27 protein-coding genes and 1 pseudogene are annotated in these 23,276 nt (G+C 61.4%); 20 read left to right on the top strand and 8 right to left on the bottom strand.

Translation table 11 applies throughout. From position 1 onward, the window contains the following. The first annotated feature begins 63 nt into the window (after positions 1-63). The 5 genes from D0N36_RS01355 (at position 64) to D0N36_RS01335 (ending at position 3,093) form a co-directional block, all read left to right on the top strand. Positions 64-657, top strand: coding sequence for a hypothetical protein (locus D0N36_RS01355; protein ID WP_116939263.1), 594 nt, complete (start codon positions 64-66; stop codon positions 655-657). Between the two features lie 131 nt (positions 658-788). Continuing rightward, positions 789-1,160, top strand: a complete 372-nt coding sequence (locus D0N36_RS01350; protein WP_116939262.1) for a hypothetical protein — start codon at positions 789-791, stop codon at positions 1,158-1,160. A 21-nt stretch (positions 1,161-1,181) separates the two neighbouring features. Continuing rightward, a complete protein-coding gene (locus D0N36_RS01345) occupies positions 1,182-1,466 on the top strand; it encodes a heavy metal-binding domain-containing protein (protein ID WP_116939261.1) in 285 nt (94 codons plus the stop codon). 99 nt (positions 1,467-1,565) lie between these two features. Beyond that, positions 1,566-2,306, top strand: coding sequence for a class I SAM-dependent methyltransferase (locus D0N36_RS01340; RefSeq protein ID WP_116939260.1), 741 nt, complete (start codon positions 1,566-1,568; stop codon positions 2,304-2,306). A gap of 46 nt (positions 2,307-2,352) precedes the next feature. Further along, positions 2,353-3,093 (top strand): ZIP family metal transporter, encoded by a 741-nt coding sequence (locus D0N36_RS01335; protein WP_116939259.1) that lies wholly within the window; start codon positions 2,353-2,355, stop codon positions 3,091-3,093. A 169-nt stretch (positions 3,094-3,262) separates the two neighbouring features. Here D0N36_RS01335 and D0N36_RS01330 read toward each other — a convergent pair. The 3 genes and pseudogenes from D0N36_RS01330 to D0N36_RS01320 all read right to left on the bottom strand — a co-directional run bounded on the left by D0N36_RS01330 (position 3,263) and on the right by D0N36_RS01320 (position 8,977). Beyond that, a pseudogene (locus tag D0N36_RS01330) lies at positions 3,263-5,232 on the bottom strand (M13 family metallopeptidase). Positions 5,233-5,553: 321 nt separating this feature from the next. Continuing rightward, positions 5,554-7,668, bottom strand: a complete 2,115-nt coding sequence (locus tag D0N36_RS01325; protein WP_116939258.1) for a M13 family metallopeptidase — start codon at positions 7,666-7,668, stop codon at positions 5,554-5,556. Positions 7,669-7,906: 238 nt separating this feature from the next. Then, complete coding sequence (locus D0N36_RS01320) at positions 7,907-8,977, bottom strand: NADH:flavin oxidoreductase/NADH oxidase (protein ID WP_116939257.1); 1,071 nt, start codon at positions 8,975-8,977, stop codon at positions 7,907-7,909. Positions 8,978-9,123: 146 nt separating this feature from the next. On the opposite strand from D0N36_RS01320, the gene D0N36_RS20040 reads away from it, so the two are divergent. From D0N36_RS20040 to D0N36_RS01295, 6 genes are all read left to right on the top strand, one after another. Then, positions 9,124-9,516, top strand: coding sequence for a pirin family protein (locus D0N36_RS20040; protein ID WP_317191424.1), 393 nt, complete (start codon positions 9,124-9,126; stop codon positions 9,514-9,516). After that, positions 9,517-9,981: a pirin family protein gene (locus D0N36_RS20035; protein WP_317191423.1), complete on the top strand. Its 465-nt coding sequence runs from the start codon at positions 9,517-9,519 to the stop codon at positions 9,979-9,981. A 101-nt stretch (positions 9,982-10,082) separates the two neighbouring features. Continuing rightward, positions 10,083-10,532, top strand: a complete 450-nt coding sequence (locus D0N36_RS01310) for an Rrf2 family transcriptional regulator (RefSeq protein WP_116939256.1) — start codon at positions 10,083-10,085, stop codon at positions 10,530-10,532. Between the two features lie 248 nt (positions 10,533-10,780). Further along, positions 10,781-11,341, top strand: coding sequence for an efflux RND transporter periplasmic adaptor subunit (locus D0N36_RS01305; RefSeq protein WP_116939255.1), 561 nt, complete (start codon positions 10,781-10,783; stop codon positions 11,339-11,341). Between the two features lie 38 nt (positions 11,342-11,379). Then, positions 11,380-11,652, top strand: coding sequence for a phosphopantetheine-binding protein (locus D0N36_RS01300; protein WP_116939254.1), 273 nt, complete (start codon positions 11,380-11,382; stop codon positions 11,650-11,652). A gap of 90 nt (positions 11,653-11,742) precedes the next feature. Continuing rightward, the gene (locus D0N36_RS01295; protein ID WP_116939253.1) at positions 11,743-12,315 is read left to right on the top strand and encodes a GNAT family N-acetyltransferase; all 573 of its coding nucleotides are present in this window, start codon (positions 11,743-11,745) and stop codon (positions 12,313-12,315) included. A gap of 174 nt (positions 12,316-12,489) precedes the next feature. On the opposite strand, the gene D0N36_RS01290 is transcribed toward D0N36_RS01295, so the two are convergent. Together D0N36_RS01290 and D0N36_RS01285 are read right to left on the bottom strand one after the other, a co-directional pair. Then, a complete protein-coding gene (locus tag D0N36_RS01290) occupies positions 12,490-13,248 on the bottom strand; it encodes a PPK2 family polyphosphate kinase (RefSeq protein ID WP_116939252.1) in 759 nt (252 codons plus the stop codon). A 32-nt stretch (positions 13,249-13,280) separates the two neighbouring features. Then, complete coding sequence (locus D0N36_RS01285; protein WP_116939251.1) at positions 13,281-13,928, bottom strand: alpha/beta hydrolase; 648 nt, start codon at positions 13,926-13,928, stop codon at positions 13,281-13,283. A gap of 233 nt (positions 13,929-14,161) precedes the next feature. On the opposite strand from D0N36_RS01285, the gene D0N36_RS01280 reads away from it, so the two are divergent. Continuing rightward, positions 14,162-14,542: an Hsp20/alpha crystallin family protein gene (locus tag D0N36_RS01280; RefSeq protein ID WP_116939250.1), complete on the top strand. Its 381-nt coding sequence runs from the start codon at positions 14,162-14,164 to the stop codon at positions 14,540-14,542. Positions 14,543-14,831: 289 nt separating this feature from the next. Here the strand turns inward: D0N36_RS01280 and D0N36_RS01275 are convergent, their stop codons facing one another. Both D0N36_RS01275 and D0N36_RS01270 read right to left on the bottom strand, forming a co-directional pair. Beyond that, a complete protein-coding gene (locus D0N36_RS01275; RefSeq protein ID WP_116939249.1) occupies positions 14,832-15,155 on the bottom strand; it encodes a hypothetical protein in 324 nt (107 codons plus the stop codon). 152 nt (positions 15,156-15,307) lie between these two features. Further along, positions 15,308-15,586, bottom strand: a complete 279-nt coding sequence (locus tag D0N36_RS01270; protein ID WP_116939248.1) for a VF530 family protein — start codon at positions 15,584-15,586, stop codon at positions 15,308-15,310. 130 nt (positions 15,587-15,716) lie between these two features. Here D0N36_RS01270 and D0N36_RS01265 point away from each other — a divergent pair, with 130 nt between their 5' ends. The 3 genes from D0N36_RS01265 to D0N36_RS01255 are packed head-to-tail and all read left to right on the top strand — an operon-like array spanning position 15,717 to position 17,188. Beyond that, positions 15,717-16,553: a glycoside hydrolase family 25 protein gene (locus D0N36_RS01265; RefSeq protein ID WP_116939247.1), complete on the top strand. Its 837-nt coding sequence runs from the start codon at positions 15,717-15,719 to the stop codon at positions 16,551-16,553. Between the two features lie 41 nt (positions 16,554-16,594). Then, positions 16,595-16,969 (top strand): septal ring lytic transglycosylase RlpA family protein, encoded by a 375-nt coding sequence (locus tag D0N36_RS01260; protein WP_116939246.1) that lies wholly within the window; start codon positions 16,595-16,597, stop codon positions 16,967-16,969. 27 nt (positions 16,970-16,996) lie between these two features. Then, on the top strand, positions 16,997-17,188 hold the full coding sequence (locus D0N36_RS01255) for a hypothetical protein (RefSeq protein ID WP_116939245.1): 192 nt from the start codon (positions 16,997-16,999) through the stop codon (positions 17,186-17,188). A 113-nt stretch (positions 17,189-17,301) separates the two neighbouring features. Here the strand turns inward: D0N36_RS01255 and D0N36_RS01250 are convergent, their stop codons facing one another. Next, entirely contained in the window at positions 17,302-17,703 is a 402-nt protein-coding gene (locus D0N36_RS01250; protein ID WP_147320705.1) for a DUF6799 domain-containing protein, read from the bottom strand. A 152-nt stretch (positions 17,704-17,855) separates the two neighbouring features. On the opposite strand from D0N36_RS01250, the gene D0N36_RS01245 reads away from it, so the two are divergent. From D0N36_RS01245 to D0N36_RS01225, 5 genes are all read left to right on the top strand, one after another. Beyond that, positions 17,856-18,788 (top strand): DnaJ C-terminal domain-containing protein, encoded by a 933-nt coding sequence (locus D0N36_RS01245; protein ID WP_116939243.1) that lies wholly within the window; start codon positions 17,856-17,858, stop codon positions 18,786-18,788. 75 nt (positions 18,789-18,863) lie between these two features. Then, positions 18,864-19,193, top strand: coding sequence for a chaperone modulator CbpM (locus tag D0N36_RS01240; protein WP_116939242.1), 330 nt, complete (start codon positions 18,864-18,866; stop codon positions 19,191-19,193). A gap of 186 nt (positions 19,194-19,379) precedes the next feature. Then, entirely contained in the window at positions 19,380-20,969 is a 1,590-nt protein-coding gene (locus tag D0N36_RS20030; protein WP_116939241.1) for an OmpA family protein, read from the top strand. 163 nt (positions 20,970-21,132) lie between these two features. Beyond that, positions 21,133-21,498: a BlaI/MecI/CopY family transcriptional regulator gene (locus D0N36_RS01230; protein ID WP_116939240.1), complete on the top strand. Its 366-nt coding sequence runs from the start codon at positions 21,133-21,135 to the stop codon at positions 21,496-21,498. Beyond that, the gene (locus D0N36_RS01225) at positions 21,495-23,075 is read left to right on the top strand and encodes a M56 family metallopeptidase (protein ID WP_116939239.1); all 1,581 of its coding nucleotides are present in this window, start codon (positions 21,495-21,497) and stop codon (positions 23,073-23,075) included. The genes D0N36_RS01230 and D0N36_RS01225 overlap by 4 nt, the downstream gene beginning before the upstream one ends. Positions 23,076-23,276 lie beyond the last annotated feature (201 nt).

Genomic DNA, 23,276 nt, shown 5'->3' with positions numbered 1-23,276 from the left:
AAGAATCCCGGTAAGCCTTAAACTCCAAGCCCTGAGCACTTAAGACCTAAGACCTGACAACCAATGCAACAACCCAACCAGCGCGGGAGCTACCGGCAGCAACAGCAGGGCCCCTCACCGATGGCCATCCGTACCAAAAAGCACCAGCTCGATACCAACACCTACACCCGCATAGCCATGGGCCGGGTGTGGCGGCGCGAGTGGTGGTATGCCCTTATTCCGTTTGCGGTGGGGCTGCTGCCGGCCATTATCTGGCATTCGTGGTGGTGGCTGGCCCTTTCGGTGGGCCTCACGCTGCTTTACGTTCTCTTCCGCTCGGCCCAGGTAACGGGCATGACGCAGGTGGAGCAGAGCAAGCCGCTGTTCGAGAAGATGGCTTACGAATTCGATAACAAGCAGATTGTGCTGCGGCGCAACGAAAAGGAGGGCATGCGCCTGACCTGGGACATGATTGGCGAGGTGAAGCGCGAGCCGGCCGGCTACCTGCTGCTGCTCAAGACGCCCGAACTACCGGACGAAATCAAAGGATTTAAGCGTTGGATGGCCCGCACCTTTGATGCGCCTATCTTTGTGGAAGTACCCGACCGTATTTTCAACTCCGGCAACGACCAGAAGCTGTTCGAAGCCATGCTACGCCGTAAAAGCCTCTTGGTATAGCTGTTTAGCAGAGGTGAGATGCTAGGGGTGAGAAGTGAGCCAACTGCTGCCGTCCGGCTAACGTTTTGCTCATTCCTTATTCCGCCCGTCTCACTTCTCATCTCCCCCATCTCACCTCTAAGTTTTCCTTTATGAGCAAGCAACTCGTTATTTCCGCTTTTGCCCTGGCTGCGCTGGCCCTGGGTGGATGCAGCGCCGAACCGTCGGATTGGCGGCCCGACAAGAAAGTGTCGCTGGACATGGTAGCCCCCGGCAGCCGCTCCAGCGAGAACTACGACCATGATGAGCTGGTGAACAACGAAAAAAGTGGTGCCATTGCCGAACCCGTTAGCTCGGGCGTAACGCTCGACGAGCCCAACATCCGCAAACGGACCAACGCCGAAGAGTCGCGCACTGCCAACGACCCTACTGCCCCGCTCACCAACAGCCCCGAGGCAATGCAGAGCGTGAAAAAGGCCTCTGACACCACGGCGACCAAGGCCCTGAAGGGCCCTAAGAAGTAATTGCCCGCTACCTGTAAGCTCATGACCTATTTCAAGCAAGTTGCCCTGGCATTGTGCCTGTTGCCCGTGCTGGCCTTAACCAGCTGCGAGCAGAAGGCCGCTACGACCGAGGCCACGGCCACCGAAGCGCCCGCCGCAACCGAAGCCCCCGCCGCTGCCGGTACCGAAGCGACGCCCGTGGCCACCGCCGCCTACATCTGCCCCATGAAATGCGAGGGCAGCGCCAGCGACAAGCCCGGCAAGTGCCCGGTCTGCAATATGGATCTGGAGCCTAACCCCGCGGCCCAGCCGGCCACCACGCTGTAACGACCGGCCCGTACCCCGCCTGCGGGCGGCGGCCAATCTGCTTTCCCGAATGCGAAAAAGGGCGTAGCTACGCCCTTTTTCGTTTTTCCGCCCCTGCCTATGTCTGCTGCTGCTGCCGAATGGTTTAGCACTTGGTTCGATTCGCCTTACTACCACCGCCTTTACCAACACCGCGACTACGCCGAAGCCCGGCAATTTCTGGGGCGGCTGCTGGAGCACCTGCACCCGCAGCCCGGCGCCCGCCTGCTCGATTTAGCCTGCGGGAAAGGTCGCCACGCCCGCTACCTCAGCGAGCAGGGCTTTGATGTAACAGGCGTCGATTTATCGGCCCAAAGCATTGCGCATGCCCAGCAGTTTGCGCACGAGCACCTGCGCTTCTACGAGCACGACATGCGCGACGAGCTGCCCTACGGCCCCTTCGACCTGGTGCTGAACCTGTTTACGAGCTTCGGCTACTTTGCCGAAGAGGCCGAGAACGTGGTGGCCCTGCGCCATGCCGCCGACGCGTTGCGGCCGGGTGGCAAGCTGGTTATCGATTTCCTCAACACCGATCTGGCCATCCGGCAGCTGGTGGCCCACGAAACCCAGACTGTTGATGGGGTTACGTTCGAGCTGCACCGCCACCTCCAGCACGGCTTCATCGTAAAGGACATCCGGTTTGAGGATGAGCAGGGCCAGCCGCAACACTTCGTGGAGCGGGTGCGGGCCCTCACGCTGGAGCGGTTCGAGGAGTACTTCCAGCTGGCGGGCCTGCGCCTGGCCGAAACGCTGGGCGACTACCAGCTTAGCCCCTTCGACCTGGCCACCAGCCCCCGCATGCTGTTCGTGCTGAAGAAATAAGCGGTAGCCACCTGTCATCCTGAGCAAATAATCAACTCATCAATCTATGTGGTTTGCCGTTTTTGCGCTGTTTCTGACGGTGCTAGGGGCCGGGTGGCTGACGCGCTTCGTGCCCACGGCCGGCACCGTCTGGATGAAGCCGCTGCTGGCTTTCAGCGGCGCTTACCTGTTTACGCTCACCGTTACGCACCTGCTGCCCGAGGCGCTGCAGCTGCGGCCCGGCCACCAAGTGGGCTACTTCGTGCTGGCGGGTTTTTTCGGGCAGATGCTGCTGGAGGTGTTCTCGCAGGGCGTCGAGCACGGCCACGTGCACCATCATCCCGAGCCCGCCGAACACGCCGGCCGGGTGCCGTTCATGCTGCTTTTTTCGCTGGCTATCCACTCTTTTCTGGAGGGCAGCATTTTGATTAAAGACCCGGTAGCCGGCGACGTCAGCCATAATTTCTACGCCATCCTGACCGGCATTGCCCTGCACCACATTCCAGCCGCCTTCGCCCTTATGGCGCTGCTGCAGCTGCGGCTCGGCTCGTTCCGGCGGGCTTTGCCCTACTTGCTGCTGTTCGCGCTGGCTGGCCCGACCGGCATCATCATCAGCAACTACGTAGTGCTCGACCAGCTGCTGGGGACCGGCCTCTACGCCGCCCTGCTGGGGCTGGTAGCCGGCAACTTCCTGCACGTTTCCACCACTATCCTGTTCGAAACCAGCCCCGACCACCGCCTCAACGTGCGCAAGCTGCTGGCTACGCTGGCCGGCCTGCTGCTGGCTTTGGCTGTGGATATTTTTTAAGCTGTTAGCGAAGAGCTATTAGCCGTTAGCCTTTTCGCCGAACTGACTTGTGTTGCACAGTTAGCACCGCAGTAAGTGACTAAAAAAAGGCCGGTCCGGGACGAATCCCGGACGGCCTTTTTGCACGGCGCTATTAGCTAAAAGCTGTCAGCTAACAGCTAAGAAACCGCTACCAGATTCTGGCGCGCTGCTGCTCGTTGCGCACCATTTTCGCGGGCTCCTTACAGCCGAAGGCTTCGTAGAACTCGGGCATATTCATCAGCGGGCCGTTGGTGCGATACTGGGCCGGCGAGTGCGAGTCGGTGAGCACCTGCTGACGCAGGTATTCGGGGCGGGCGTTGGTACGCCACACCTGGGCCCAGGCCAGGAAAAAGCGCTGCTCGGGCGTGAAGCCGTCGTAGCGGGGCGGCGGGGTGCTGCCGTACTTCTGTTTGAGCTGCTTTTCGAGGGCCGAGTAGGCCAGGGCCAGCCCGCCGAAGTCGGCCAGGTTTTCGCCCATCGTCAGCTTGCCATTCACGAACACCGAATCAAGCGGCGAGAAGGCCGAATACTGGGCGCCCACCATGTCGGCGCGCTTCGTGAACTCGGTCGCGTCGTCCTTAGTCCACCAGTCGCGCAGGTTGCCCTGGGCATCCGACTGCGGCCGCGGTCGTCGAAACCGTGGGTGATTTCGTGGCCGATGACCGCGCCCATGCCGCCGTAGTTTACCGCGTCATCGGCCTTGGGATCGAAGAACGGCGGCTGCATGATGCCGGCCGGGAACACGATTTCGTTGAGCGAAGAGTTGTAGTAGGCATTCACCGTGGGCGGCGTCATGCCCCACACCGAGCGGTCGATGGGCTTGCCGTAGCGGCTCACGTTGTCCTTACCCTCCCACTCGCGGGCGGCCAGCACGTTCTGCAGATACGACTCGCGCGAAATGTTGAGGGCCGAATAGTCCTTCCACTTGTCGGGGTAGCCGATTTTTACGGTGAACGATGCCAGCTTCTTGAGGGCTTCCTCCTTGGTGGCCGGGCTCATCCACTCCAGCCCGCGGATATGCTCGCCCATGGCCTCCTTGATGTTGGCCACCATCTGCTGGGCCTTCACCTTGGTTTCGGGTTTGAAGGCTTTATCGACATACAACTGGCCGAACGCCTCGCCAAGCGAGCCGTCGGTGGCCCGCAGCATGCGCTTCCAGCGGGGCTGCTGCTGCTTGGCGCCACTCAGCACCTGCTGAAAGCGGAACGACTCATCGACATAGGCCTGGGGCAGCGCCGAGGCCACCGACGACACCAAGTGCCAGCGCAGATAGGTTTTCCAGTCCTGCAGCGGCTCCTGCGTCAGGGCCGCGTTGGCCTCCTTCAGGAACTCGGGCTGGCCAATAATCACCTCCTGGGCCGCGGCCAGGTTGAGGGCGGGCAGCATGGCGGGCAGGTTCAGGTTCGGGAACTGCTTGCTGGCCTCGGCCACGCTCATCTTGTTGTAGTTAGCGTAGGGGTCGCGCAGGGCTACGCGGTCTTTGCTGGCTTTGGCCAGGCGGGTTTCGAGGCGCAGCACCGTGGCAGCGTGCTTGGCCGCCGCGGCCGGCGTGTCGCCCAGCATTTTAAAGGTGTTGTTGAGGTACACCGTGTAGGCCGCCCGGATGGTTTTGGAGCGCGAATCGTCCTTGAGGTAATAGTCGCGGTCGGGCAGGCTCAGGCCGCCCTGGCTGAGGTAGAGGGCGTATTCGTCGCTCTTCTTGCGGTCCTGCGACACGCCCAGCCCGAACACCGAGCGGGTTTGTAGCTGCTGAGCCCGCACGAGGCCCATCTGCAGGTCCTTCAGGCTTTTGATGCTGCTGATGCGGTTCAGCTCTGGATTGAGGTACTTGAGGCCGGCCGTTTCGATGGTCGTCGAGTCCATGGCCGAGGCGTAGTAGTCGCCCACCTTCTGCAGGTTCGAGCCCCGCGCCGCCGTCGTATTGGCCGCCGACTCCTCCAGAATCTGGCGCATCACGGCCTCATTCTGGTTGATAAGCCCGTTCCAGGAGCTCCAGCGCGACTCGGCCGCCGGCACCGGATTGTTCTTCAGCCAGGTTCCCGAAGCATACTGAAAAAAGTCCTCACAAGCCGAAACCGACGGGTCGATATTAGCCGGGTCGAGGCCGATGCCGGGCATGATGGGGCCGAGCTGCGGGGCCGCGTCGGCGGTAGTAGTGCTGGCAGTCGTAGCCGGCTTGCTGGTCGCGCAGCCGCCCAAAGCCAGGCCGGCGGCAGTGCCGAGGGTAAGTAGCAGGGTCCGTTGTGGTGTCATGGGGTTGTGGGAATTGGATGGTTGTGAGTTGAATTGTGGAATAAGAACGTCATGCTGAGCGAAGCGGAGCGTAGCCGAAGCATCTCTACCGCTTCCTTGCACCCAATGGGATTACCACTGCGGTAGAGATGCTTCGGCTACGCCTCCGGCTTCGCTCAGCATGACTGTTCTTTATCATTCGTTTCATTACCAAATCTTAGCCCGCTCGGCTTCTGCCCGGACCATTTTCTGGCCGGGCTGGCAGCCGAAGGCCTGGTAGAACTCGGGCATGTTCATGAGCGGGCCGATGGTGCGGTACTGGCCGGGCGAGTGCGGGTCGGTGAGGATTTGCTGGCGCAGAGCTTCGGGGCGGATGTTGGTGCGCCGCAGCTGGGCCCAGCTCAGGAAAAAGCGCTGCTCGGGCGTGAAACCGTCGATGAGCGGGCGCTTGCCTTTGCCGTAGGTCTTGTCGAGCTGTTTCTGGAGGGCGGCGTACACGATGGTCAGGCCGGCGAAATCGGCCAGGTTCTCGCCCATGGTCAGCTTGCCGTTCACATACACCGAATCCAGCGGCGAGAAGGCCGAGTACTGGGTGCCAACGATGCCGACGCGCTTCGTGAATTCGGCCGCGTCGGCCGGCGTCCACCAGTCGCGCAGGTTGCCCTGCGAGTCGTACTGACGGCCCGAGTCGTCGAAGCCGTGGGTGATTTCGTGGCCCATTACCCCGCCAATGGCGCCGTAGTTCACCGCGTCGTCGGCGGCGGGGTCGAAGAAGGGCGGCTGCAGGTAGCCGGCCGGAAACACGATTTCGTTCAGCGGCGGGCTGTAGTAGGCGTTGATGGTGGGCGGCGTCATGCCCCACTCGGTGCGGTCAATCGGCCCGCCGAACTTCTGCACGTTCTGCCGGAAGCTCCACTGCCGGGCCGCCAGCACGTTTTTCAGGTACGATTCGCGCGAGATGCTCAGGGCCGAATAATCCTTCCACTGGTCGGGGTAGCCGATTTTCACCCGCAGCGCGGACAGCTTTTTCAGGGCCTCCTGCTTGGTCGGCTCGCTCATCCAGGTGTTGGTCTTAATGTGCTCGGCCATCGATTCGCGGATGTTGGCCAGCATATCCAGCGCCTTCTGCTTGGCGGCGGGCGGGAAGGCCTCATCCACGTACAGCTGCCCGAAGGCCTCGCCCAACGTGTTATCGGTGGCGCTCAGCATGCGTTTCCAGCGCGTGGGCTGCTGGCGGGCGCCGCTCTGCACCTGGGCAAACCGGAACGCCTCGTCGCCAAACGCCTTGGGCAGCGCCGAGGTTAGCGACGATACCAGCTGCCAGTCGAGGTAGGTTTTGAGCTCGGCCACCGGCGTCTGCTTTAGTACCTCGCTCATCTCCTGGAAGAACTCCGGCTGGCCCACGATTACCTCGGCGGCCGCGCCCAAACCGTTGGTTTTCAGCATCGCGGGCAGCCCCATATTGGGGAAGCGCTGGTTGGCCTCGGCCACCGTCATTTTATTGTAGCTGGCGTAGGGGTCGCGCAGCGAAACCCGGTCTTTGCTGGCTTTGGCCAAGCGGGTTTCGAGGCGCAGCACGGCGGTGGCCTTGGCCGCGGCGGCCGTAGGGCTTTCACCCAGCAGCTTAAACGTGTTGGTCAGGTACTGCACGTAAGCGGTGCGCACGGCCAGCGAGCGGGCGTCGCTCTTCAGGTAATAGTCGCGGTCGGGCATGCTCAGGCCGCCCTGGCTCATGCTCACTACATACTGGCTGCTGTTCTTGCGGTCGGGCGTTACGCCGGCCCGAAAAAACGCGCCGGTGCCCAGCGTCTGCTGGCGGGCAATTTCGGTGCGCACGCCGGCCAGGTTGCTAATGGCGGCAATGCGGGCCAGCTCGGGCTTGAGATACTTCAGGCCGGCTTGTTCCAGGCCTACCGAGTCCATGCCCGAGGCGTAGAAGTCGCCCACTTTCTGGCGGTTGCTGCCCGGGGCGGCGCTTTGGTCGGCGGCGGCATCGTCTAGCAGCTGGCGCAGGCGGGCCTGGGTTCGGTCGTTGAGCAGGTTGCGCGGCCCCCAGCTGGAGGCGTAGCCCGGCACCGGGTTGTTGCGCAGCCAGTTGCCACCCGAAAACTGGAAAAAGTCCTCGCAGGGAGAAACCGAACGGTCAACATCGGCCAGACTGATGCTCCGGCCAGGACCCAGATCTTGGGCGGCCGCGGGCGCGGAATCGGACGAGGAAGCAGCAGGCGCAACGGCCGTGGGCCGGGAGGTTGTGCAGCCGGCCAGCGCCAGCAGCAGGGCCGCCGCCGCCCCGGCTCGGTGAGGAGCGGAAAGGTTGTTCATGCAGGAAGATAAAGACAAGGCTTACAACAAGGTCGTGAAATTGAGCCACAAGCTGCAGGCTGAATACAAGAACGGTCATTCCGAGCATGTGGCGCATAGAGCCAGGGACGAAGAATCTCGCGTGCCACGCTAACTCCTGACAGCAGGATTGCTTTGGCACGCGAGATTCTTCGTCCCTGGCTCTATGCGCCACATGCTCTGAATGACCGTTCTTTTAGTGAGGCTTACGACTCCAGACTTACAGCTTGGGCTTGGCGCGTTCGTACTGCTCCGGCCACTGCACATCGGCGCCCAGCTCGTGGGCGGCGTGCAGCGGGAAGTAAGCGTCGCGTAGCGACTCGCGGCCCAGCAGCACCACATCGGCCTTGCCGGCGGCCACAATTTCCTCGGCCTGCTGGGCATCGGTGATGAGGCCGACGGCGCCGGTGGCCAGGCCGGTTTCGCGGCGCACCTGCTCGGCGAAGCGCACCTGGTAGCCGGGGCCCACCGGAATGTCGGCCTTGGGCACGTTGGCAGCCGTCGAGCAGTCGAGTAGGTCCACGCCGGAATCCTTCAGCAGGCGGGCCAAGCGCACCGAGTCGTCGCCGGTCCAGCCGCCCTCGGTCCAGTCGGTGGCCGAAATACGCACCCACAGCGGCCGGTCGTCGGGCATTTCGGCGCGGGTGGCCGCCACCACTTCCAGCAGCAGCCGCACGCGGTTCTCAAACGAGCCGCCGTACTCGTCGGTACGCTCGTTGCTCAGGGGCGACATAAACTCGTGCAACAGGTAGCCGTGGGCCGCGTGCAGCTCAATCACCTCGAAACCCGCCTCTACCGCCCGGCGGGCTCCCTGCCGGAAGTCCTCAATAACCTCTTCGATTCCGGCTTTATCCAGGGCCTGCGGGGTGGGATATTCGGGGCTGAACGCCAGGGCGCTGGGGCCCACGGGCAGCCAGCCGCCCTCGTTTAGGCTTAGGGCTTTGCCACCCTTCCAGGGGCTGTTGTGGCTGGCTTTGCGGCCGGCGTGGGCCAGCTGAATGCCCGAAGCGCCGCCCTGGGTGCGGATGAAATCGGTGATGCGGCGCAGGCCGGATACGTGTTCGTCCTGCCAGATGCCCAAATCGTCGGGGGTGATGCGGCCGATGGGCGTTACGGCGGCGGCTTCGAGCAGCACCAGCCCGGCGCCGCCCACGGCCCGCGAGCCCAGATGCACCAGATGCCAGTCGGTGCTGAAGCCGTCGACGGAGCTGTACTGACACATGGGCGAAATGACGAGGCGGTTGCGGAGCGTAACGCCGCGCTGGGTAAAGGGCTGAAACAGATGAATCATTAGGAGTATTTGTAGGGAAGTCAGGCTGAGAAGAAACGGGCCGAAGCCGGTGGTATAACAAAACGGGTCGTAAACGTTTTATTCGCCGCCCTTCCTACGGCCAATCGGCCCCGGCAATCAATTGGCCTCCCTAATTTCCTTCCCCGATGCGCACCATCAAAGCCGTTCACCAGGCCCAAAACGCCCCCGTTGACGACCTGGCGACCTACCGGGCCCTGCCCACGAGCTCGTTGCAGCACCTCGACCCGTTCCTGTTTCTCAACCACCACGGCCCGCAAACCTATCCGGCCCACAACCGGGGCCTGCCCTTCGGCCCGCATCCGCACCGCGGCTTCGAAACCGTTACGTTTATTCTGGAAGGCGACATTATGCACCAGGATTCGGGCGGGCACCGCAGCGTTATCGGGCCGGGCGGCATACAATGGATGACGGCCGGCCGCGGCCTGATTCACTCCGAAATATCGTCCGACGAGTTCAAGCAGACCGGCGGCCCGCTGGAAATCCTGCAGCTCTGGATAAACCTGCCAGCCCGCCTCTAAATGACCGATCCACGCTGCATCGGCCTGCAGCAGCCCGAAATTCCGGCCGTAACGCTCGACGAGGAGCGCGTGACCATCCACGCCGTGTCGGGCGAGTGGGCTGGTACGGCCGGGGCCGTGCAGCCGCTCACCGACATGGCGCTGGCCACCGTCAACTTCCGGCAGGATGGCCACCTGCGCCTGCCCATTGCGGCCGGGCGCACGATTTTCTGCTACGTGATTCGGGGCCGGGTACGCGTGAACGGGCAGGAAGCCGAAGCCCGGCAGCTGCTGGAGTTCAACCCCGACGGCAACGAGCTGGAAGCCCAAGCGCTGACCGACGACGCCGTGCTACTACTGGGCCACGCCGCGCTGTTCGGGGAACCCATCGTAGCCGCCGGCCCCTTCGTAATGAACTCCGAAGCCGAAATCCGGCAGGCTTACCAGGATTATCAGGCGGGCCTTTTCGGTACTTGGATCGAATAAATAAGCAGAGTAGTCGAGCTAACGCCGGTTAAAAGTAAAAAAGATTGCGCACAACCTTTTTACGTCGTACATTTGTAACCAAATCTGTTACTTACCTAGTCATGAACACCCGTTTTGCCGTTGCAACCCATATTCTGGCTTACCTGGCGCACTCGCCGGGGCAGCCGGTTTCGTCGGATGTGCTAGCTGGCAGCGCCGGCACGCACCCGGTGGTGGTGCGGCGGTTGCTGGGCACGCTGGGCGCGGCCGGGTTGGTGCGCAGCCAGCGCGGCACCGGCGGCGGCACGCTGCTGGCCCGCCCGCCCGCCGATATTTCGTTGCTCGATGTGTACCGGGCCATGCAGCAGGCCGAGCCCGACCTGTTTCAGGTAGGCAGCACCACACCCAACCAAGCGTGCGACCTGGGCCGGGTGATGCAGCAGACCCTCGATCAGCTGTTCGGCCCGGCCATTGAGGCCATGTGCACCGCGTTGGCGGCCGTTTCGGTGGCCCAGCTGCAGCAGCAGCTGCATCAGCGACTGGCCGGACGCTGCCCCCAAAGCTCGGCCTGAACATTAAGCCATTAACAGTCAGATTATTGCTATTCTTCTGTGTTACAATAACCTACTGTCGATTCCACGGCCGCTACTTCTGACCAAGCACCTCGCTTGCTTGGCATTGTCCGCAGCCTAAACGGTTTTAGACTTTTCTCCATTTTGCTTCTGCCGGCTTTCGGCCTTTTTTGCAGAAGCGCCTCTTTTTACTGGTGGCTGGCCCAGCTAGGGCAGGCTGCCCTAGCTGGGCCAGCCGGTTTCAACTCATGAAAAAATCAATTGGCGCAGGGCTACTCCTGTTTGCCTTCGCAGCCGGCGGCACTGTAGTGCCCCGCTGGCTTGCTCCTTCCCACCCAAATCCGATTTCTGTTGTGGTGCCTCCGCCGACAACTGCCTCGGTACCAGTGGCGGGTGAGCCGCTACTGGCTGGCCAGAGCGGCCGGGTACACGAGGTGTTCTACCACGCGGGCCAGCATGTGCGGCGGGGGCAGTTGCTGCTGAAGCTGCTGCAGAAGCAGCCCAGCGTGCAGCAGCAGCAGTTGCAGCTTCGGCTGGAGCGGCAGCAGCAGGCCTACGCGGCCCTGCTACGCCAGGCGGCCCCGGCCCGGCAGCTGTCGGCAGCGCAAGCCCAGTTGGCCGCCACCCACGAGCTGCTGGCGCGGGCCGTGCCCATGATTGGTTTCGTGTTCGTTACGGCCCCGGCCGATGGCATAGTGCTGACCCCTACCGCCCAAGCCGGCGACCAGCTCCGGCCCGATTCGCCGGTGGCGCAGCTGGCCTCGCTGCCCGCTCCCAATACTACGACGCTACTCAGCCACGTTGAGTAGGGCCCCGATAGTCTGTTTTTTTGCTTTTTGATTCTCTCATGGAAAATATCATTCGTTATCAGGTAGAGCGGATGCTGCTGCGCAAAGGCCGCAACCCGGCCCTGGTGATGCGCCCCGGCACCCGCCTGCAGCAGGACATCGGCTTGGATTCCATTGACCTGGTGGAGCTGGCTATCAACCTGGAGCACCGCTTTCACATCGAAATAACCGATGCCGAAATGGAGGCCCTGCGCACCGTGCAGAACGTGCTCGACTGCGTAGAACACCACCTGACCGAGACTACGATGGCCGTAGCGGCGGGCGGCAGATAGTCGTTTGCCACAAGCCGGTGCAGCGGCCCGCAAAGGCCCCCACCGAAATCCAGCTACACCCTAATCCGGCTTGGCTGCGTATCTTTTTTCATGATTCCACTCATTACCTACACGCCCCGCCTGACGCTGGTTGCTGCCAGCCGGGCCTTGCTGATTGCTGAAACAGCCAAACCGCAGTACTTCCCGGTGCTGCTGGGGGCCCAGCTGCCCCAGCACTGGCCCCCGCCCGAATACGATGCCGAGGTGCAGCAGCACGCGCTGGAGCAGCTTACGGTCGGCGGCCGCGAGGCGGCGGGCTGGTACGGCTGGTACGCCCTGTTGCGGGCCGGCTCCGAAGCTCCCGTCAATACGCTTATCGGTACCGGCGGCTTCCACGGCCCACCCGTCGATGAGACGGCCGAAATCGGGTTTGCCGTGGCCACCGACTGGCAGGGCCAGGGCTTGGGCACCGAGCTGGTAGTTGGCCTCGTGCGCCACGCCGCCGACACGGATATGGTGCGCTACCTAACCGCCCGCATAGCCCCCGCCAACGCCCCCGCCCGGCGCGCGCTCGAAGCCAACGGCTTCCACCAAATCAGCGAGGCCCCCGACACCGAAGGCCGGCACCTGTTTGGCCGAAATGTAACGGAGGCAGACAAGAACGAGGTCAAAGAGAAGAAGTAACAGCTTGCTACTACATAGAACGTCATGCTGAGCGCAGCCGAGCATCTCTACCGCAACGCTAATCAACACCATTGCAACAAATCAGTAGAGATACTTCGGCTGCGCTCAGCATGACGGGCATATTCGCATCAGCACTTGGTGTGGTAAGCATGCCGGGGCAGATAGTTTGACCTTCTACTTCTTCGCCTTTTTGATGGTAGGATACTGCATGTCGAGGGCAACGAGCGTATCGCGGAGGGTTTGGGCAACTACGTGGGCTTTGTACCAGTTCTGGTCGGCGGGAACGATGTGCCAGGGGCAGCTGGCGGGACTACAGTGGCGGAATACGTCTTCGTACATAGCTCGGTAGGCGGGCCGCTGACTGGCTTTCTTCTCGTCACCGGCCTCATATTTCCACCGCTTGTCGGGGTCGGTGACGCGCTCCTGCAGCCGTCCGAGCTGCTCTTCTTCCGATACGTGCAGGTAGAATTTCAGCACCGTAGTACCGGCCTGCTGCAGCAGCTTTTCGAAGTTGTTGATGGCCGTGAAGCGCCGCCGGGCCTCGGCATCGTCAATCAACCCTTCCACGCGGGTAATGAGCACGTCTTCATACTGCGAACGGTTGAACACCTGCATCATGCCCCGGGCGGGCGTTTGCTGGTGAATGCGCCACAGGAAATCGTGGGCCAGCTCGGTTTCGGTGGGCTCCTTAAACGAATATACCCGCACGCCTTGGGGGTTAATCCCGCTGAACACGCGCCGGATCAGGCCGTCTTTGCCGCTGGCATCCATACCCTGCAGAATGATGAGCACGCTGTGGCGGCCCTCGGCGTACAGGCGGTCTTGCAACTCCACCAGCTCCTGTCGGAGCTTTTTGTTGGCACGCTTGGTGGCCGCTTTGCGGGCACTGGCCGGCGCACGGGTGGGCAGTTGGGTAAGGTCGAAGTCAGCCATAACGCTTTGCTAAATAATCGGTTGATAAACGCCTACTTCCCTACCGTACCCAGGGCGGCGAGTGTGAGCGGGCCTTCGGATACGTAGCGGTGCTGAACGCTCAGGCCCACATCCTGCAAATCCTGGAGCAGGCCGGCACCGGCAGCTTCGGGGGTGAAGGCGTCGGTGGTGGTTGAAATCAGCGTAACGGGGCGCTCCGGCAAGCCAACCAGCGTGGCACGCCGGTCGATGGAGGGCGGGAAAACGGGCGCGTAGAGTAGCAACCGGTTGTAGCGGGTGCGGCCCCCAGCCAGCCAGCGGCAGGCCGCCGCCGCGCCATGGCCGTAGCCGAGCACTGTAACGGGCACGTCGGCGGGGCAGCCGGCCAGCACGGTAACGGCCAGCTCATCGAGGTAAGTGGTCAGGTCGGCCAGGTCGGCCAGCAGCGAATCGGGGGCGAACCAGGAGGCTACCGTAGCAGGTGTTTCGGTAGGGCCGGCCGGCAGGGCGTAGCGCGAAAGGCCCTCGGGTAACACCAACAGCCGCTCGGGCGTGTCGAAATTAATGAGTTGGGCCGCGAAGTCGGCCAGCGGCTGGCTTTCGCCGTGCAAGCAGAATAACACATGCTGAATATCGGCGCCCGGCTCGCCGAGGCTGATATAGCGGGCCGTGCGGGCCGTGGAAATGGTTTTAAGCTCCATAACACGAAGGGACTGAAGTAGAATGTCTGCCCCTGTGTACGCAAGGGCCGGGCTTTCCGCTGCCTACATGCGGGCAAGCTACCCGCATTAGCGCCCGACACAATGGCCGAAACAGCTTAAAACACCTCGTGCCAACCAGACTTTATGACACTGCAGAGGCAACAGCGCCAGCTTTGGGGGCTTGGTACAACTTTTGAAATAAGCCAGTCACATCATCTGTAAGGACCTATCTTATGAACCTGATCAGCAAAGAATTTATCCGCAACATTGCGCCCCAGCTCGACCTGCTCAACACCTTGGGTGGCGGCATTGCGCAGGCCCAGATGCGGGTTGATAAGCGGGAGAAAGGCGTCATTGTCCGCGTGGCCCTTCCTTCGGTTAATCCGCAGAACTTCCACGTCGTACTCAACGAAAACACGCTGACCGTGTATGCCGAGTTCCGGCACACGCCCGACGATAAGCTGGCCGCGCCGCTCTTCAGCCACACGCTCAGCCTGCCCGCCGGCCTCAACGCCAGTCGCATCGATGCCGTGTTCGAAGGCTCGGAGCTCCTCGTCCGTATTCCCTACGCTGCCAACGACGAGCCGCGCGAAATCGACATCAAGCAGCGCTAAGCCGCGCACTACTCCATAACGCCGGGACCGACCGGCCCATGTCTCACTTGGCCACTGCCTCTGCAGTGGCTTTTTTCATGAGCTTTGGGTTTACGATGTAACGATCAACTTCTGAAGCTATTTAGAAAGTCAAAAGAACGTCATGCTGAGCGCAGCCAAAGCATCTCTACCGCTTCGTAGCAGTCGTTCACCGAAGCGGTAGAGATGCTTCGACTACGCTCAGCATGATGTTCTGATTGATTCCGACTACTTTCTAAACAGCTTCTCTATCTGGCACCCGCAAAACATCTCAGGAAAAGAGCGGAATTAGCAGCAGGAAACCGATGAGCAGCGAAAGGTAGAACCAGCCCATGAGCTGGCCCCGCAGGCGGCGCGGCAGCCGGTTGCTGAGCACCAGCACCGCCACCACCACCAGCGTCAGGTGCAGCAGCAGAAACACGACCGTCTTCACCCAATTGCTCACAATCGTGTTTTCGGGCTGCATCTGGTCGGCCATGCCCAGACCCGAAGTGGCAAACTTCAGCAGATAATATGCGGCTATTTCGAAAGCCACGAACAGGCCTGCCCCCACTAAAAAAGCCAGCGCCCCGGTTTTCTGCTTGATTTCAGCCATGAAGGTGAATTGGTAATTTGCTGTTTCGGCAGCCGGACTGCGTTACTTTCGCAGGCGGAGCGGGAGAAAGGGTTTTGAGGCAAATCAGGAATAGCGGGGCACCATTGACGCCGTCAAGTCGCGCAACATCAACGCCCCATTTCACCAACTCGCTACTGTGCCTTGCGCAACTCTGCCGTGCGGGTTTCGATGTAGAGTTCCTCGACTTTGGCGCGGGCCCAGGGCGTGCGGCGCAGGAAGGTGAGGCTGGATTTGATGCTCGGATCCACCGAAAAACAGTTGATGCGGATGCGGCTGTCCAGCCCGGGCCAGCCGTAGGCCGCCACCAGGTACTCTAGAATCTGGGCCAGCGTAATGCCGTGCAGCTCCCGAATCAAGTGGCCCGATTCGTCGCGGGCGTCGTGGGCGGAAGGGCGGGATGGTTGGGACATGGCAATGAAATTGAGAAGCCGAAGGTGCGAAAAAACCGGCGGTTGCGCCCGGTTTGCCGGGTCTTTTCCGCCGCCGGGGCACCAACCGGCCGGGAACGGGCGTTACCTTTGCTCACGTACCGTCGGTTCTATGCCCCTTACGTCCTCCTCGTCGGCCCGCTCGCGCCCGCCCCGCCCTACCCGGCGGCGCAAACCCGGGCGGCGGTGGGTAGGCTGGCTGCTGGCCGGACTGCTGCTGGTGGCCCTCGGCCTCTACGGACGCTACTCGACGCAGCTGAACCGCTATGCCCGCCGGGCCTATGCCACCCTCCGGACCGGCTCGCTCACGGGCCACGAGAAAACGCCCCTGCGGGCCGGTTATGCGGTGCATGGTATCGATGTATCGTCTTATCAGGGGCGCATTGACTGGCCGGTAGTGGCCAGCCACCAGGTGCGGTTTGCCTTCATTAAGGCGACCGAAGGCGGCACCCTGCGCGACCCGCGCTTCGGGCGCAACTGGCGCGGGGCGCGGGCGGCTGGTGTTTTCCGCGGGGCCTACCACTACTTCCACCCCAACTCCGACCCGACCAAACAGGCCAGCCTGTTCACGCGCACCGTGCCCCTCGGCCCCGGCGACCTGCCCCCGGTGCTCGACGTGGAGCACGCCAACTTCCACGATGTGGCCCAGATGCGGCGGGGGGTGGCGCTGTGGCTGCGGCTGGTGGAGCGCCACTATGGCGTGCGGCCCATTCTGTACTCCAATTACGGCTTCTACCAGCGCCACCTGGCGGGTCACTTCGATAAATATCCGCTCTGGCTGGCCCATTATGAAGTCGACCAGCCCCGGCTGCCGGCCAGCCGCTGGATTATCTGGCAGCACTCCGACGAGTCGTATGTGCCCGGCATCCGCGGTCCGGTCGATTTCAACGTGTTTCAGGGTAGCTTTGAGCGGCTGCGGGCCCTACGGATTCCGCCGAAACGGCCATAGCGCCCCGGCCAGCCGATCATTCCGCCTTTAACTCCACTGCTATGCGCTGCTTTTTCCGACTTGGATTGTGTTGCGGGGCCGGACTGCTGCTGGCTGGCTGCGCGGGCACCGGGGCCTTCACCGAGTCCGGCAAGGCCTCCTTCTACGCCGACAAGTTCGAAGGCCGGCGCACGGCCAGCGGCACCGTGTACCGCTCCGGCCAGCTCACAGCGGCCCACAACACGCTGCCCTTCGGCACCCAAGTACGCGTGACCAACCCGCGCAACAACCGCTCGGTGAAAGTGGTCGTAACCGACCGGGGCCCGCACGCCAAGGGCCGCATCATTGATTTATCGAAAAAAGCGGCCCGCAAAATCGACATCATCGACGCCGGCGTGGCCCCGGTAACGCTTAAAGTCATTCGCAAAGCCCGCTAACCAGGTCCAGCCTTACCACTCATCACTATGCGCATCCGCAAAAAAATCCGCTGGATGGCCCCCGCTGGGGCCGACCGTTTCACGCAGCTCAGCTCCTTCATTCAGGCGGCCGAAGACGAGGGCTGGAGCGAAGACGAGGTGCAGTTTGTCATCAACGAAATCGTGGAAGCACCCAATGAGGCCGAGGTGGCCCTCATCTTCCAGGATTACAGCCACTAGCGTCCGGAATCAATCCTTAACAGAAAGAAGGGGCCGGCAATGCGTAAGCAAAGCCGGCCCCTTCTTTCTGTTACGATGGAGCTGTTTAGAAAGTCAGCGTTTCGAATCGCTGATTACCGCTTCTTTTTGCCTTTGGCCTTCATTACCTGCACCTGCTTCAGGCTGTCCTGCTCGGCCTTCATGGCGCGGGTGGTCATGCGGCCAGTCAGCGACATGTAGTCGCCTTCCTGCAGACGAACGGTGGTGCCGTCGGCCATCATAATCGTGCCATCGGGCTGCACTTTAGTGCCGTTTACCAGGGCCGACTCGGCAGTAATGGCTCCGGTGTGGGCATTGCGCGTTTCGAGCACCTTGCCGTCTTTCATCAGGAAGCCGTCCTTCATGGTGGCGCCATTGGACACCACGCGGGCCTTGGGCTGCGCACCGCGGCGGGCGGCTGGGACTTTGGTTTGAGCCTGAGCGGCAAGCGTCCCGGCCAGCAGCATAACAGCCGCGAGGGTAGCGAGAAATTTCATAAAGCAAGCATTATTAGGGTGGAGGAAAGACCGGCCGCGCCGGCAATGTTACGGTAACCCGCAACGTGTTGGGTTCGTTCTAAAGTATTGACTGGCCCACCCTCTACCAAATTCGGGCCGATTTTTCCTCTGTCCTTCCGCCCTACCCGCTCGTGGATTATAAAGACTACTACAAGACGCTGGGCGTCGAAAAAAAGGCCACACAGGACCAGATAAAAAAGGCCTACCGCAAGCTGGCCCGTCAGTATCATCCTGATGTGAACCCGAACAACGCCGAAGCCGAGCAGAAATTCAAGGAGGCCAACGAGGCCAACGAAGTGCTTAGCGACCCCGAAAAACGCCAGAAATACGACCAGCTGGGCGCCGACTACCAACGCTACCAGCAGGCTGGTGGCCGCCCCGGCGGAGGTGGTGGCGGCGGCTTCGACTGGTCGCAGTACTCCCAGGGTGGTGGCGGCGCGGGTGGTGCCGACCCATTTGGCGGGGCCGACTTCTCCGACTTTTTCGGCTCTATGTTCGGGGGTATGGGGGGCAGCGGTGGTGCGGGTGGCAGCCGCCCCCGCGCCGGCCAGGACTACCAGGCCGAACTGGAGCTGACGCTGGAAGACGCCTACCGTGGCGGGCCGCGCACGCTCACCGTCAATGGCAAAAACCTGCGCCTCACCATTCAGCCGGGCGTCGAGGATGGACAGGTTATCCGGCTGCGCGACCAGGGCGGACCGGGCCGCAGCGGAGGACCGGCGGGCTCGCTCTACATCACGCTCCACATCCGGCCCGACCCCCGCTACGCCCGCACCGGCAACGACCTGACCATAGACGTACCGGTAGACCTGTACACGGCTCTGCTGGGAGGCGAGCAAACGGTGGAAACGCTGTCGGGGGCCGTCAAAATCAATATTAAGCCCGAAACCCAGAATGGCACCCGCCTGCGCCTGCGGGGCAAAGGGTTCCCGGTATACCGGCAGCAAGACCAGTTCGGCGACCTGTACCTGCGCCTCTCCATCAGCCTGCCCCAGCACCTGACGGAGCAGGAGAAAACGCTGTTCCGCCAGCTGGCAGAGCTGCGTAGTCAAGCTGCCAGCTGATAGCCTTTTCAAGCGAGAAAATCATCCATAACAGAAGCTAACGGCTAACAGCTGTCAGCTAAAAGCCCCAAAACTATGGAAGCGGCTATTGTTACGATTACCTTCCGCGAGTGCGGGATGCGCTATGGGTTGAGCGAAACCGAAGTGCGCGAGTTTGTGCAGTTCGGACTGCTGCATCAGGCCCCCGACGTACCCGACGCGGTGCGCGAAGAACCCGAGCATATAGCCCGCCTGGCTCGCCTGCACCAGGAGCTGGGCCTGAGCAAAGCCAGCCTCGACGTAGTGCTGCACATGCACCGGCAACTGGAGCAGCTACAGCAGGAAGTACGCCAGCAGCGGGCCCGGGTGCAGCAGCTGGAAACCTTTCTGGGGGGCAGAGCCCCCCTGCTCGACTTTGACTGGTAGGGACAGGAGATTGGTTTGGACAGCGACACAAACCGCACAATACATGCTGATTTACAGTACATTGCCAGGCTAATCTTGATTATATACAAGCTCATCTATAGATAGACAACTTTTTCGTCTCTAGGTAAGTATAGAAACTCATTCTGCGTCCGCAGAACGCTCTCCCGTCACTTTTTCCCCTTCTATATGCTTCCACGCATCCCCTTTCCGAAGGTGTTGGCGTTGGGTATAGCGGCCTGTACCCTGGCCCCCCAACTGTCCCAGGCCCAAACCTCGGACCGCAAGACCAACATCAGCGTCTACTACAACTGGCTGCAGTACCACGGCGACCTTGGGTCGGAGTGGTTCAAGCAGGACAAAGTAGAGTACGGCCTCGGCCTGACGGTAAGCCGCTACATCGCTCCGGGCCTCGACATTGGTCTGGACCTGAGCTACGGCGACATGAAGTTCTCGGCCGACTACCCCAAGAACACGCAGTACCGGGTTCGGCGTTTCGATGCCAACGTGGTAAACGTGGGTATTCCCATTAAGCTGAAGCTCAACAATGGCTGGGCCCTGAAAGAGGACGCGTTCATCGCGCCTTACCTGGTGGTGCAGCCCGGCGTATTCTTCGCCAGCCCCGACCTGTACGACATCAACGACCGGCTAATCAGCAACTCAGACGTGTACGCGTTTGACATTCAGGCGGCTGCCGGCATCAAGTTCAACTTCTCGCCCGCTGTTGGCCTGTTCATTCAGACCGGCCAGCACTACCCGCTCACCGATCAGGTGGACGGTATTACCAATGTTGGCGACCTCAACGACCGGTACCTGCAGCACAAGCTGGGCCTGAGCTTCAACCTCGGCAAAATGGCCGATGAGGATGGTGACGGTGTATCGGACAAGAAGGACAAGTGCCCCGGCACGCCGGCTGGTGTGGCGGTTGACCTGACCGGCTGCCCGCTCGACGGCGACAAGGATGGCGTTCCGGACTACCAGGATAAGTGCCCGACCGAAGCCGGCGTAGCAGCCCTCGAAGGCTGCCCCGACCGCGACGGTGACGGTGTACGCGACAGCGAAGACAAATGCCCCGATACCCCCGGCAAAGCAGCCCTGCAGGGTTGCCCCGACGCCGATAACGACGGTGTAATCGATAGCGCAGACAAGTGCCCCGACACCCCGAGCGGCGTGCAGGTTGATGCGACCGGTTGCCCACTTGATGGTGATGGCGACGGCGTTCCGGATTACCTCGACCGTTGCCCTGCCCGTCCGGGTCCAGCCTCGAACAAAGGCTGCCCCGAGATGAAAGTAGAGGAGAAGAAGCGTCTGGAGGAAGCCACCAAGTTCATCCAGTTCGAGTTCAACAAGGCGGCCCTGAAGCCTTCGTCGTACCCGACGCTTGATGCCCTGTCGAAAATCATGCAGGACTACCCCGACTATTTCCTGAGCATTTCGGCCCACGCCGACAGCAAGGGTGAGGACAACTACAACCTGCGTCTGTCGGATGATCGTGCTGCCTCGGCCCGCGCTTACATGCTGAGCAAAGGTGTACCCGCCGACCGTATCGTGTCGAAGGGCTACGGCGAGGCTAAGCCGATTGCCAGCAACACCACCGATGCCGGCCGCGCCCTCAACCGTCGCGTCGAGTTCGATGTGTACCTGCCCGGCGACCCGAACCCAGCTGTAGAGAAGTATGGCCAGGCCCCCGAAATAATGGAGGCCCCGGCCGTAGCTCCCAAAGCTGCTCCGGTGAAGAAGAAAGCGCCGGTTCGCCGGCCTGCCCCGCGCCGCAAGTAATTCCGGTTTCGGTAAAGTAAAAAGCAGCCCGCTCGTTTGAGTGGGCTGCTTTTTTGTGGGGTATTGGGAAGGGTGATAAAGGCTGATAAAAAAATAATTCAGCAGAACATTATCTATTACTACGAATTATTCGTACCATTACGAAACAATCGTACTGGCTCTTATGGAACGACTTACCCAACCCGAAGAAGATGCCATGCGCGTTTTCTGGGAACTTCAGGGCGGCTTTATCAAGGATGTGCTGGAGCAACTGCCCGACCCCCGGCCGCCCTACACCACGCTGGCCTCCACAGTGCGCAACCTGGAGCGCAAGGGCTACCTTAGCGCCGAGAAGCTGGGCAACACCTTTCGCTTCACGCCCGCCATTGCTGCTGAAGAGTATCGGAAGCGGTTTCTGGGCACTTTCGTGGGCGACTACTTCCGCGACTCCTACAAGGAGCTGGTTTCCTTCTTTGCGAAGGAGCAGAAAATCAGCGCCGAGGAGCTGAAGGAAATAGTGCGCATGATTGAAAACGGCCCGCCGAAATGAGTGCGTCCGAGCTGTTGCCCTACCTGCTGAAGGTAAATGGGGCGCTGGTGCTGTTCTGTGCCGTGTATTATCTGGGGCTGCGGCGGCTCACGTTTTTCGGGCTGAACCGGGCCTTCCTGCTCTTCGCGCTGCTGTTTGCGCCCACCTACCCCCTACTGGATTTCAGCGGCTGGCTGGCCCGCACCGCGCCACGCCCTGCAGAACTGCTACGCCTCCCGGCCGAGTGGTCTGGGCTGGCGCTGCCCGCCACAACGGCCGCTCCGGCTGCTACCGACTGGCTGCTGGTGGCTTACTGGACCGGCGTGGTAGTATTTGGGCTACGGCTGCTGATACAGCTGCTGGCCGTGCGCCGCTTACATGGCCAATCCCGGCCGCAGGAGTTGCACGGCTGGTCCTTCCGCCGCCTGAGCGGGTCGGTGATGCCTTTCGCGTTCTGGCAAACCGTGTATCTGAACCCCAACCGGCACCCGGCCGCCGAGATGCCCGCCATTCTGGCCCACGAGCATGAGCATGTGCGCCAGTGGCACACGATTGATATCCTGCTGGCCCAGCTGAGCCTCGTGTTCTACTGGTTCAACCCGGGTGGCTGGCTGCTGCGCCGGGCCCTGCACGAGAACCTGGAGTTCCAGGCCGATTACCGGGTGCTGCAAGCCCGGCCGCACGATGCTAAGGCCTACCAGTATTCGTTGCTTCACCAAAGTATCGAACGCGGCCCCACCAACGAAATAGTCTGTCATTTCAACTTCCACCTTCTTAAAACCCGCATTGCCATGATGAATACCAAGCCTTCTGCGCGCCGCCAGCTACTGCGCTACATAGCCGTTTTGCCATTGGCCGCCGGCCTGCTGTTTGCTACTGCTGCCACCAATGCCGCGCCCACAGTAGCTCCGGTTGCTGGTTTGAGCGCTTCAATAATTGATGTAGAAAAGGAGGTTCCTATAAGCGCCTTGCCGCCGGCTGCGCTGGCCTACATCGTTCAGCAGTACCCCGGCTATCGGCTTATCGGCCTGACTGAGGTGCGGGCCAACGATGGCCGCAACCTTCGCTATAAAGTTCAGATTGCCGTCGGCCGCCGCCCGACCGATGTGTTATTCGACGAAAAGGGCCAGCCAATACAGACCGGTGATCCGCTGACTTTCCTCGATGGTAAGCGCATAAGCAAAACAGCGCTTGATAAACTGGACCCCAAGCAGATTGAGAGCATGAGCGTGCTTAAGCGTGATGTAGCCCTGAAGGCCTTTGGCCAAGAAGCTGCCAACGGGACCATTCTGATTATTACAAAGCAGAACAAGGATTCACCGGAAGTGCGGGACTTTATGCGCAAGTACGGCATTGTAAATACCCCGGCTAGTCCCGCAGTTGAGCAACTTACGCAACTGGTCGTTTCTGGTCAGGGGCTGTCGACCAACGACCTGCAGGGGCGACTACTGCTGGTAAACGGCCAGGAAGCATCAGTTGAGAAGTCGAAGGTAGCAACGGGCCAACTGCAGAGCGTGTTTGTAATGGATGCTGAGCAGGCCACTAAGAAGTACGGTGCCAAGGGTGCTAAGGGTGCTGTAATAATCCAAACCAAGTAGCCATTTAGCCTTTGCCAAACTTGGCCCTGAAGCCTTCTGACAGGAAGGCTTCAGGGTTTAGACGCGGCTGCCAACGCATTATCGGCGCTATTGGTTTCATATCAGATAGCACTAAAAAGAAGGAGCGCGTCCAAAAGGGCCTGATTTTCGTAGGGATTAAGGACCATACAAAATAAACTGCCGTTTTTGGAGTTTATCCCA

Origin of the sequence: Hymenobacter lapidiphilus (genome assembly GCF_003417065.2) — a bacterium.
Taxonomy (GTDB): Bacteria; Bacteroidota; Bacteroidia; order Cytophagales; family Hymenobacteraceae; genus Hymenobacter.
This window is presented reverse-complemented; position numbering and strand designations above follow the sequence as displayed.

Bases quoted from the DNA above. Each gene is read 5' to 3' on its own strand.
- D0N36_RS01355 (WP_116939263.1), top strand. From the start codon at position 64: ATGCAACAACCCAACCAGCGCGGGAGCTACCGGCAGCAACAGCAGGGC.
- D0N36_RS01350 (WP_116939262.1), top strand. From the start codon at position 789: ATGAGCAAGCAACTCGTTATTTCCGCTTTTGCCCTGGCTGCGCTGGCC.
- D0N36_RS01345 (WP_116939261.1), top strand. From the start codon at position 1,182: ATGACCTATTTCAAGCAAGTTGCCCTGGCATTGTGCCTGTTGCCCGTG.
- D0N36_RS01340 (WP_116939260.1), top strand. From the start codon at position 1,566: ATGTCTGCTGCTGCTGCCGAATGGTTTAGCACTTGGTTCGATTCGCCT.
- D0N36_RS01335 (WP_116939259.1), top strand. From the start codon at position 2,353: ATGTGGTTTGCCGTTTTTGCGCTGTTTCTGACGGTGCTAGGGGCCGGG.
- D0N36_RS01325 (WP_116939258.1), bottom strand. From the start codon at position 7,668: ATGAACAACCTTTCCGCTCCTCACCGAGCCGGGGCGGCGGCGGCCCTG.
- D0N36_RS01320 (WP_116939257.1), bottom strand. From the start codon at position 8,977: ATGATTCATCTGTTTCAGCCCTTTACCCAGCGCGGCGTTACGCTCCGC.
- D0N36_RS20040 (WP_317191424.1), top strand. From the start codon at position 9,124: ATGCGCACCATCAAAGCCGTTCACCAGGCCCAAAACGCCCCCGTTGAC.
- D0N36_RS20035 (WP_317191423.1), top strand. From the start codon at position 9,517: ATGACCGATCCACGCTGCATCGGCCTGCAGCAGCCCGAAATTCCGGCC.
- D0N36_RS01310 (WP_116939256.1), top strand. From the start codon at position 10,083: ATGAACACCCGTTTTGCCGTTGCAACCCATATTCTGGCTTACCTGGCG.
- D0N36_RS01305 (WP_116939255.1), top strand. From the start codon at position 10,781: ATGAAAAAATCAATTGGCGCAGGGCTACTCCTGTTTGCCTTCGCAGCC.
- D0N36_RS01300 (WP_116939254.1), top strand. From the start codon at position 11,380: ATGGAAAATATCATTCGTTATCAGGTAGAGCGGATGCTGCTGCGCAAA.
- D0N36_RS01295 (WP_116939253.1), top strand. From the start codon at position 11,743: ATGATTCCACTCATTACCTACACGCCCCGCCTGACGCTGGTTGCTGCC.
- D0N36_RS01290 (WP_116939252.1), bottom strand. From the start codon at position 13,248: ATGGCTGACTTCGACCTTACCCAACTGCCCACCCGTGCGCCGGCCAGT.
- D0N36_RS01285 (WP_116939251.1), bottom strand. From the start codon at position 13,928: ATGGAGCTTAAAACCATTTCCACGGCCCGCACGGCCCGCTATATCAGC.
- D0N36_RS01280 (WP_116939250.1), top strand. From the start codon at position 14,162: ATGAACCTGATCAGCAAAGAATTTATCCGCAACATTGCGCCCCAGCTC.
- D0N36_RS01275 (WP_116939249.1), bottom strand. From the start codon at position 15,155: ATGGCTGAAATCAAGCAGAAAACCGGGGCGCTGGCTTTTTTAGTGGGG.
- D0N36_RS01270 (WP_116939248.1), bottom strand. From the start codon at position 15,586: ATGTCCCAACCATCCCGCCCTTCCGCCCACGACGCCCGCGACGAATCG.
- D0N36_RS01265 (WP_116939247.1), top strand. From the start codon at position 15,717: ATGCCCCTTACGTCCTCCTCGTCGGCCCGCTCGCGCCCGCCCCGCCCT.
- D0N36_RS01260 (WP_116939246.1), top strand. From the start codon at position 16,595: ATGCGCTGCTTTTTCCGACTTGGATTGTGTTGCGGGGCCGGACTGCTG.
- D0N36_RS01255 (WP_116939245.1), top strand. From the start codon at position 16,997: ATGCGCATCCGCAAAAAAATCCGCTGGATGGCCCCCGCTGGGGCCGAC.
- D0N36_RS01250 (WP_147320705.1), bottom strand. From the start codon at position 17,703: ATGAAATTTCTCGCTACCCTCGCGGCTGTTATGCTGCTGGCCGGGACG.
- D0N36_RS01240 (WP_116939242.1), top strand. From the start codon at position 18,864: ATGGAAGCGGCTATTGTTACGATTACCTTCCGCGAGTGCGGGATGCGC.
- D0N36_RS20030 (WP_116939241.1), top strand. From the start codon at position 19,380: ATGCTTCCACGCATCCCCTTTCCGAAGGTGTTGGCGTTGGGTATAGCG.
- D0N36_RS01230 (WP_116939240.1), top strand. From the start codon at position 21,133: ATGGAACGACTTACCCAACCCGAAGAAGATGCCATGCGCGTTTTCTGG.
- D0N36_RS01225 (WP_116939239.1), top strand. From the start codon at position 21,495: ATGAGTGCGTCCGAGCTGTTGCCCTACCTGCTGAAGGTAAATGGGGCG.